This window comes from Pseudomonas sp. WS 5071 (genome assembly GCF_012985765.1).
GTDB classification, from domain to species: domain Bacteria; phylum Pseudomonadota; class Gammaproteobacteria; order Pseudomonadales; family Pseudomonadaceae; genus Aquipseudomonas; species Aquipseudomonas lundensis_A.
This window is the reverse complement of record NZ_JAAQWY010000030.1, coordinates 62,077-72,698: the sequence shown is the minus strand read 5'-3', so window position 1 is coordinate 72,698 and position 10,622 is coordinate 62,077. Positions and strand designations below refer to the sequence as shown.

Sequence of the window (10,622 nt, the reverse complement as noted above, 5' to 3'; positions counted from 1 at the left end):
GCGATATCAGCCACTTCTTGATGCATCGGTACAACTGGGTTCGACCCCACCAATTCAACGGTGGGTTGGCGCCAGCCCGGGCCGAAGAAAAACTTAACGTCGTGTCCGGGATTAGTTGACCACTACATTCAAGCATGGGAGGCAATCGAGCGAGAGTATCCAAACACGAAGGTATGGGAAACCGTTACCCCGTATTTTGAGAAGCGAAACATTCACTTTTATGTAAATAAGTGTGGCTTCAAGATTGTTGAGTTCTACAATAAATTTCATCCGGACCCAAACCACGTTTCGGTTCAGCCTCAACAAGAAGGGGGGAGCGATGAGATGTTCAGATTTATGAAGGTAATGGCTCAAAAGTAACTGTTCCCCCCAATCTATAAACGGCTGTTTCTCGCTCAGGGTGTGGAAAGACGCGTCGCCAAAATTTAAGTGTGCGCTTCTACGTCAAGGATGCAATTTATCGGGATATCACCGGAGGGGCTGGCAGCTTGGTCGCCAACCATCTTTTATATTTTGGCCCAGTCAGGGGTGACGGTAGCAGTTATGGGTTGTTCTTCGTGTACGCCCGGCCGCCGCTTTACTAGTCATTGGTTTCTCTGGAGCGGCCATGGTTGTCATCGCTGTGGTCCTGTTCATCGAAGAGTTTTTACAAACCTGCGAGGCATTGCACCTCGCAGGCCCGTTATTTAGAACGCGATGTTGAGCCCCAGACGCACACCGTGGTCGCTGTAGCCATCGCCTATCTGTCCCGAGTAGCCAAGGTCCAGGCTCGCTTGCGGAGCCAGTCTGGCGCTGACACCCAGTTGCACCAGGGCGGTGTCCTGAGCAACTGGCACGCCTTTGACGGTGAAACTGTCATAGCCATTCAGGCTCAGGCGACTGCTCTCACCCGGCTCATCAAGCACCCGCTGCCATGCCAGACTGCTTTGCACGCTCAGGGGTACGCCGGCCACTTCAGCCGACGCCGTCCTGGCGCGCAGACCGAGGCTGGAATAGGTCGCCCTGTCCTTCTCGCTGTCGCCGCTCAGCGACGTGCTGCCGCCCTGTTCGCGGAAGCTGTCACTGTCGACTTCAACATGGGCCAAGCCGGCAAAAGGCTCAAGCGCTAGGTTACCCACCTGCACGTCATAGCCCAGCTCCGCGAACACTTGGTGGGTGCTGGCGTCGTAATCGGCCTTGACGTGCTCCTGCAGACTGCCGACTTGCACATGACGACTGCTCTCGACCTTGTTCCAGGCATGGGAGACGCCAGTGCGCAGATGCAAGGCATCCCACTGGCCACCCAGGTAGGCGGTCAACGACGTGCTGTTGATTTTGGCTGAAGAGTTGCGGGCATTGGCGTCCAGGTCAGTATTACCGTACCCCGCCGCCACGCCTGCGCGCCAAGTGTCATTTAATGGCATGTCGACGCCCATCAGCATGCCCTGGCTGTTGTGGTCGAGGTCGGCGACGTTGCTGTTGCCCTCGCTGTCGCCCCAACTGCCGTAACCATTTACCCAGAAGGTCATATTGCTATCAACGTCAACGTGCAGCACGCCTTCGCTGTGGGGCTGGACCTGGGCGCTGCGCAGACGCGTGCCGATCACATCGCGCACATAGCGGCTGTCATTGAACAACGCGCCGCGGGTACTAGGGTGGATCTCCCCCGACAGACTGTTGTAGGCCGCACGCGCCTGATCGGCGCTGAATGCCGCGACCGCGTCATGCACGGCGCCCGAACTTGCGCTGTCCAGAGAACCTGCCACCGCACGCTGGTTGTAGGTTTGCGCCACGGAAGCGAACGCGACGTCATTGCGCGCAAGGTTCAGGGTCGCGCCATTGCTGGCGTACGACACCAAAGGCATGAGGAACGCCAGGTTGCTGCTGACGCTGCCAAAGGTGCCAGTCAGGTTGTTAGCCTGGATGATGTTGTACGGGGTGTTAGGCGCCCAACTGCCGGTGCTGGCCAGGACGCTGAGGTTTGCACCGTCCAGCGCGACGGAGCCGGAGGCGATCACCCGATCGGAACGGCCGTCAGGGTTGGCTTCAATGACCAACGTCGACCCGCTGTTGAAGCGCAAGTCTCCGTTGACCTTCAGGGTCCCAATGGAGTTGCCCGGGTTGAGGGTCGCGCCGCTGGCCAGGTTGATATCGCCAATGACGGTGCCATGGCCGCCCAGCATGGCGCCTTTGGCAACATCGATATCACTGGCCAGGCTGGCGGTGGAACCCGCCGCACTGCCGACGATCAGGCTGCCCGCCAATACACGGGTGCCGCCGCCGACCGTCGACTGGCCATTGAGCTCCTGCTTGCCGATACCGGCCTTGACGATCTGGCCATCCCCGTTGATCGATCCCTCATAGACGCTACTGGTCCCGCCTTCACCCACCTGCAGAGTACTGCCGGATGCCAGCATCAACGCACCCGAACCACTGAGGGCGTCGAGATTGTTGAGGCCGCTGACGCTGACCGAGGCGCCGCTGCCAACGCTCAGGTCGGCGTTGCCCAGGCCGGTATTGCCGATCAGGGTCAAGCTGCCATTGAGCACGTTCAGCAATCCGTTGAAGGTATTGTTGCCGCTCAGGGTCAGCGTGCTGGCACCCAGCTTGTTCAAGTCACCGTTGCCGCTGATGACACCGCTGAGGGTCAGGTCATGGCTGCCTGCCAGAGTCAGACTGCCGTCGAGGTCGACCGCGTTGGACAGGCTGGCGGTATTGCTGCTGTCCAGCGTCGTGCCGCTTTTAAATACCAAGGCACCGCTACCCAGCGCAGCGTTACTGCCCAGCACCAGGGTACCGCCATTGAGCAGGGTGCCGCCGCTGTAGCTGTTATTGCCATTGAGGGTTAGGCTGGACGCGCCACTCTTGATCAGGCTACCCGTGCCACTGACTACGCCGCCCAGGGTCAAGGCATTCGAGCCGGTGACATTCAATGCGCCGTTGAGCACAACATTATTGCCCAGAGCCACCGCGACGTTGCTGTCCAGCACAGTGCTGTCGGCGGCGGTTAGCGCGCCGGTACCGAGCGCGGCGTTATTGCCGACCACGATCTTTCCACCGTTGAGCGCCGTGCCACCGGTGTAACCGTTGGCCGCGTTGAGCACCAACGTACCTCTGTCATATTTGCCGAGGGTGGCACTGCCATTGAGTGCGGTACCAACGGTCGCCGTAGCATTCGGATCAACCCGCACCGTGGCATTGCCCAGCTCACCGTTGACCAGGCTTAGCGAACCCGCCGCGCCATTCACCAAGCTGTAGCCATCGGTAGCGAACTGCATGCCGGTGATGGTTTGTGCACTGTTGACAGTGACCGTGCCAGCCGCGCCCTGGAACACCGCAAAATTGTTGGACCGCACCTGATTAGTTTTGCCGTTGACGTCGGTCCAGTTGGTGGTGCTGGTGTCCCAGATACCGCTGCCGCCATCGACCGAGCCGTTCGCGATCAGTTGATTACCGTCCCAGAATTGCACGGCGACACCTGGAGTGGTGACCAACAGATTGATCTGATTGGCCTGCCCGGTTTGCAGCATCAAATCACCCCGCGTCACGCTGCCCGGCACCGTGCCGATCAACATGCCGTTGTCGGTCAGGCCACCGGTATAGTTCATCAGACGATACACGCCGCTGCCAAAACCGCCGATGTCACGGACGTTGAGCGTGCCGTCGAGGGTCAGGCTACCTCCGGCATTGACCAGTCCATTACCACCACCGGACACCGGTGTGCCCAGGCCCACGTTGAAGTTAGAGTTGCCCTTGAACACCAGTGAACCCACCGACAGAGTGCTGCCGGTAGCACCTGCCAGATGACCGCTATCTGCCACGGTCACGGCACCGGCCAACGTGCCGCTACCACCAAGGGTTCCGCCGTTGTTGACCAGTACATTGCCGCTGGCCAGTGAACCGTTGACCTGCAGAGTGCCAGCGTTGACGAGGGTGTCGCCGGTGAGGTCGCTGATGCCGCCTAGGGTCAGCGTACCCGTGCCGAGCTTGGTCATACCGCCGTCGCCGCTGAGGATGCCAGCGAAGGTGCTGCTGATATTGTTGCCGCCCAAGCTCAGGGTGGTGCCTGTACTGATCAACGCCGTGCCGCTGCCAGTGAGAGTGCCCAGCCTGCCCGAGGTACCCAGATTGAGTGCCGCGCCAGCGGCGAGAGTGACGGTGGCGTTATTGCCCAGTGCCCCGCTGCTCAGCGTGTTCAGGCTGCCAGCGAGCACGTCGAACGTGCCGCTGAAAGTGTTGTTGCCGCTCAGGGTCACGTCGGCCAGCCCGTTCTTGGTCAACGTGCCGGTGCCGGCGATCACACCACCGAGGGACAGGCTGTTGTTACCGGCCAGCGCCAGATTGGCATTGACGTTGATGTTATTGGCCAGCACCAGTGGCGACGTGTTGTCGAGGGTCGAGGCACCGCCCACGGTCAGGTTGCCCAGACCCAGCGCCGAGTTGCTAGCGGCGGTCAAAGTGCCAGCGTTCAGCGTGGTACCGCCGAGAAAGTTGTTGCTGCCGCTGAGGGTCAAGTTCGACGCGCCGTTTTTTGTCAGCGTGCCAGCCCCGGTAATCACACCGCCGAGGGTCAGGTTATTGTTACCGGCCAGCGCCAGATTGGCATTGACGTTGAGGTTATTGGCCAGTACCAGTGGCGCGGCGTTGTCGAGGGTCGAAGCACCGATCACGGTCAGCGCGCCGCTGCCCAAAGACGCGCCCGTGCCAAGGGTCAACGTACCGGCGTTCAGTGTGGTGCCACCACTGAACGTGTTGATGCCGTTGAGCGTCAGGCTCGACGCGCCGTTCTTGATCAATCCGCCCGCGCCGCTGACGTCGCCTGAGAGGATCAGGTTGTTGCTGCCGACTACGGTTAGGTTGCCGTTGAGTGTCGCCGCGTTGGCCAGCGTCGCCGCCGCGTTGCTGTCCAGTTGCGTGCCGGCATTCGTCGTCAACGCACCAGTACCCAGCGCAGTATCGCTGCCGACGATGATTTTGCCGCCGTCCAGTTGCGTGCCGCCGGTGTAGGCATTGGCGCCGGTGAGCACCAAAGTACCGGCGTCGAGTTTGTTGAGGATGCCGCTGCCATTGATAGTGGCGTCGATAGTCGCAGTCACGCCCGGATCCACGCGCAGAGCGGCAGTGCCGCCGCTGCCGTTGACGGCCGTCAGTTGGCCCGCTGTGCCGTTGACCACTGTGTAGCCGTCGGTGACGAATTGCATGCCGGTAAAGGTTTGCGCACCGTTGACGGTCACCGTGCCAGCCGCCCCCTGGAACACCGCGAAGTTGTTGGTCCAGGCTTGGTTGGTAGTGCCGTTGACGTCAGTCCAGTTGGTGGTACCGGTGCCCCATGTGCCGCTGCCGCCTTCAACTGAGCCGTTGGCGAGCTGTTGGTTGCCGTCCCAGAATTGCACGGTAACGCCCGGTACGCTCACCAACAGGTTGATCTGATTCGCCAGCGCGGTTTGCAGTGTTAGATCGCCCGGCGTCACGCTGCCCGGCACGGTGCCAATCAGCATGCCGTTGTCGGTCAGGCCGCCGGTGTAGTTCATCAGGCGATACACACCGCTGCCGAATCCGCCAATGTCACTGACGTTGAGTGTGCCGTCGAGTGTCAAGTTGCCGCCGACGTTGACCAGCCCGTTACCACCACCGGACACCGGTGTGCCCAGGCCCACGTCGAATTTGGAGTTGCCGTTGAACACCAGTGAGTCCACCGACAGAGTGCTGCCTGTAACACCCGCCAGATGACCGCCATCCGCCACGGTCACTGCACCCGTCAACGTGCCGCTGCCACCTAGGGTGCCGCCGTTGTTGACCAGCACATTGCCGCTGGCCAGTGAGCCGTTGACCTGCAGCATGCCGGCATTGACGAGGGTGTCGCCGGTGAGGTCGCTGATGCCGCTGAGAGTCAGGGTGCCGTTGCCTAGCTTGGTCAGTCCACCGTCGCCGCGGAGGTTCCCGGCAAAGGTGCTGCTGATATTGTTGCCGCCCAGGCTCAGGGTATTACCGGTACCGATCAACGCCGTGCCGCTGCCAGTGAGACTGGCGAGGCTGGCCGAAGCACCCAGATTGAGCGCCGCGCCAACGGAGAGAGTGACGGTGGCGTTATTGCCCAGTGCCCCGCTGCTCAGCGTGGTCAGGCTGCCAGCGAGCGCATCGAACGTGCCGCTGTACGTGTTGTTGCCACTCAGCGTCACGTCGGCCAGACCGTACTTGGTCAGTGTGCCGGCGCCAGCAATGATGCCGCCGAGGGTCAGGTTATTGTTACCGGCCAGCGCCAGATTGGCATTGACGTTGAGGTTATTGGCCAGTACCAGTGGTGCTGTGTTGTCGAGGGTCGAGGCACCGGCCACGCTCAGCGCGCCGCTGCCCAGTGAACCGCCGGTGCCGAGTGTCAGCGTGCCGGCGTTCACCGTGGTGCCGCCCGTGTAAGTATTGATGCCGTTGAGCGTTAGGTTCGACGTGCCGTTCTTGATCAGACCTCCCGCACCACTGACCACTCCCGCAAGCGTCAGGTTGTTACTGCCGGTGTTGCTCAGATTGGCGTTGATCACGACGTTGTTGCCCAGGCTCAGCGCGCTGCTGCTGTCCAGCGCCGAGGCGCCGGCTACGGTGAGGTTGCCCAGGCCCAGCGCCGAGTTGCTGCCGACGATCAGGGTGCCCGCGTTGAGGGTGGTGCCGCCGAGGAAGTTGTTGTTGCCGCTGAGGGTCAGGTTCGACGCGCCGTATTTGCTCAGGCTGCCGGCGCCGTTGACCGTGCCGGCGAGGCTCAGATCAGCCGTGCCAACGATGCCAAGGTTGCCGGCCAGATTGACCGCGTTGTTGAGCGAAACTGCCGTGCTCGCATCCAGCGCGGTGCCGCCCGCTGCATTCAAGGTGCCGAAGCCCAGCGCTGAGTTCGACGCCAGAATCAGCCCGCCTGAGTTCAGCGCGACCGGGCCGAGGAAGGCGTTGTAGCCGCTGAGGGTCAGGTTCGCCACGCCGTTTTTGATCAGGCCGCCAGTACCTCCAATGACGCCGTTGAGGGTCAGCGAATTGCTGCCGAGCACGGTGAGATTGCCGTTCAGCGTTGCCGCATTAGCCAGTGTCACCGCCGCGTTGCTGTCCAGCTGCGTGCCGGCATTCGCCGTCAACGTGCCCGTGCCGAGCGCGGTGTTGCTGCCGACGATGATTTTGCCGCCGTCCAGTTGCGTGCCGCCGGTGTAAGCGTTGGCACCCCCTAGCACCAGCGTGCCGCTGTCGAGCTTATTGAGAATGCCACTGCCATTGATGTTGGCGTTGATGGTCGCAGTCACGCCCGGATCGACGCGCAAAGCGGCAGTGCCGCCGCTGCCGTTGACCGCGGTGAGTTGCCCCGCCGCACCGTTGACCACGTTGTAGCCGTCGGTAAGGAATTGCATGCCGGTGAACACTTGCGTGCCGTTCACCGTCACGTTGCCAGCGGTGCCCTGGAACACCGCGAAGTCACCCGCCCAAGATTGATTCACCAGACCGTTGGCGTCGGTCCAGTTGGTACCGACCGCGCTCCACGCGCCGCTGCCACCGTCGACAACGCCGTTGGGAATAGTCTGGCTGCCGTCCCAATAACGAATGTTAACGTTCGGCGCCGACACTTGGATATTGATCTGATTGGCCACGCCGGTCTGCACCACCAGATCGCCGAGGCCATAACCGAACGGTACGCTGGCGACATCCAGCCCCAGATTGGTCAGGGCCCCGGTGTAGTTGAACAGACGGTACACACCGACGCCGAAACCGCCAGCATCGCTGACGTTGAGATTGCCGTTGAGGGTGAGGTTGCCGCCGACGTTCATCAGCGAGGTGGTCGATGGTGTGCCCAACGTCACATCGACGTTGCTGCCGGCTGCGAGGGTCAGCGAACCCGCCGACAGTTGGTTGCCCGACGACAACGCCAGATGCCCACCGCTATTGACGTTGACGGAGCCGAGCGCCGAACCGGTGCCGGTCAGGGTGCCGCCGCTGTTGACGTTGACCTGCGCGCTGGCCAGCGAACCACTGAGACCGACGGTGCCGCCATTGATAGCGGTGTTGCCGGTGAAGGTGTTGTTACCTGCCAACGTCAAGTCCGACAAACCGTTTTTAGTCAGGCTGCCGGCACCGTCGATGATGCCGTTCAAGCTCAAATCGTTGTTGCCCGCGACGGTCAACCCGGCGTTCAGCGTAATGTCGTTACCGATGCCGAGCGAAGCGCTGTTATCCAGCGTCGCCGCTCTGCCGACGATCAGGCTACCGCTGCCCAGGCCGTTGGCAGAGCCTAGCGTTAGCGTGCCGTCGTTGAGCGTGGTGCCGCCGCTGAAGCTGTTGTTGCCGTTGAGGGTCAAGCCGCCGCTGCCGCTGACGATGCCGCCGAGGCTGACGTTGGCGCTGCTGCCGATGTTCAGGTTGCCACCAAGCGAGACTGCGTTGGTCAGCGTAACCGAGGTGCTGGCGTCGAGGGTGGTGCCCTCGGCCGCGCTCAGCGCGCCAGTTCCCAGCGCGGTGTTGCTGCCAACCAACAACGTGCCGGCATTGAGGGCGGTGTTGCCTGAGTTGCTGTTATTGCCGGTCAGGGTCAAGCTGGCTGTGCCGCTTTTGGTGATGCCGCCGGTACCGCTCAACTCACCGACGAGGGTCAGGGCATTGCTGCCGAGCACATTGAGCGCGCCGGTCATGCTGATGTTATTGGCCAACGTGACGTTGGTGGTGCTGTCGAGAGTGGTGCCAGCGGCGGTGTTCAGTGCCCCACTGCCCAGCGAGTTGTTATTGGTCACCACCAGGCTGCCGGCGCTCAGGATAGTGGTGCCGGTGTAACCGGTGTTAGCGCCGCTGACGGTGAGGTTGCCAGTACCCCATTTGGTCAGGCCGCTGCTGCCGCTGATCAAGCCGCCGAGAGTCAATGCACCAGTGCCACCGGCCGTCAAGGTTCCACCGAGGCTGATAGCGTTGGCCAGATTGATGATTCCCGGCGCGCTCAATGTCGTCGCGCTGGTGATGTTGAGGGTGCCGGTACTGAACGCCTTATTGTTGCTGACCTGCACGGTACCGCCACTGAGCGTAGTGTTGCCCAGATAGGTGTTGGCACCGCTGACGGTGAGGCTGCCGTTACTACCGGTCTTGGTCAAGCCGCCGCTACCGGAGATCACCCCGCTCAGTGTGGTGGCGTTGCTGCCTTGCACCGTTATACCACCAGCGCCTAGATGAATTCCGTTACTCACGTTCAAACCGGCATTGCTAGCTTCAATGATCCCGCCGTTGGAGATGATCACACCGCTGCCGAAGGTCGCATTGTTATTGAACTGGGCGATACCGCCGTTAAGCGTGGTCGAGCCACTCACCAACGGCCCCTGCAATGTCCAGTTACCGCTGTTGAGGATCAGGTTGTTGAAGTTGACGTAGGTAGCGCTTGAGGCGGTACCGTCCCCCGTAGTACCTCCGCCAACGCCCACCTGGTTTTGCAGGATCAGGCTGTTAGTGCCTCCCACGCCACCATCGACCGTGCCCGTTGGGGCGAACGTCAGGTTGATATTGACCAGACCACCAAGGCCAACACTGGTCTGCACGCCGTCACCGACCTGCACCGAAGAACCAGTCAACGCTGTGAAGGTGTTGGTGCTCCACGCGCCCATCGATACGCCGCCGGTAATCCTACCCGCGTTGGCGAAGGTATTGCCCGCCGCCGACGTTTCGAACGCTATCCGACCGTTGATGACGCCGGTGCTGCTGTTGGTCATGTTGACCTGCGAGCCGCCATAGACGCCGATCACTGGGGTATCGGCCAGGGTAATGCCGCCGGTCGACAGGCCGGTCGAGGTGATAGTGCCGTTGTTGGTGATGCTGGTGATGCCTGACGCCGCGTTGTTCACGCCAATTGCCAGACCGTCGATGCTGGTCAGGTTGAGCCCAAGCAGCATCCCGGTACCGCGCATGATGCCGCTGGCGTTGTTGAGCACGCTCACGGCACTGGTCGCGCCCGTGCCAATGAATGCACCGCCGCTGAGTATCGATACGAAGCCGAAGAGCGCTGGATCGAGGGTGCCAGAATTATTCAGGGAAATGTTCACCCCGGTCAGGTCCATCACATGGCCGCCGAGGATGGCGTTCATCTGCGCGCCGGGGTTGACGTTGACCGTCAGGCCATTGGTGGCACTTGAGTATTGGTTGAGAAACAGCGGAAGGACCGGCACGCCGGTGCAAGTGACAGTCGATCCAGCCGTGCTACAAGTTGCAAAGGCAGATGAACTGAACCCCGTGCTCAGCAGCAAAGCTGCCAATGCCAACTTGCCCGAACAACGCGAGCCTTTGCGGCAACGCTTGCTGAATTCGTGAGTGACCGCCCAGCAGCCCAACGAGGCATTCCACACCAGCGCAAAAACGTGATTCATCGGCTCAGTCCTTTGATGTCGGTATTCATTATTGTTAGTGAGCAGCCATCAGCGATTCAGCGGACGATAAGCCGAGTCCTACATCCCCTAGGCCACGCCACAGAGAACGGCCTGAAAGTGCTGCTTATGCTGCCCTAACCGACGATTCCCACCCCATTGCCTGACAATCGAACCCCCGCCTGGCGAATCAAAAAGAGAGGGAGGCACTCAGCACGAGGAGACCAGGCTTGATTAAAAAGAATGCCGTGCAGGCAGCATGCTCATCCTTAGCGTTTCTAG

1 protein-coding gene is annotated in these 10,622 nt (G+C 61.3%); it reads right to left on the bottom strand.

From position 1 onward, the window contains the following. Positions 1-686: 686 nt before the first annotated feature. Positions 687-10,343, bottom strand: a complete 9,657-nt coding sequence (locus HBN61_RS17870; RefSeq protein WP_170047449.1) for an autotransporter-associated beta strand repeat-containing protein — start codon at positions 10,341-10,343, stop codon at positions 687-689. Positions 10,344-10,622: the final 279 nt, after the last annotated feature.

Bases quoted from the DNA above. Each gene is read 5' to 3' on its own strand.
- HBN61_RS17870 (WP_170047449.1), bottom strand. From the start codon at position 10,343: ATGAATCACGTTTTTGCGCTGGTGTGGAATGCCTCGTTGGGCTGCTGG.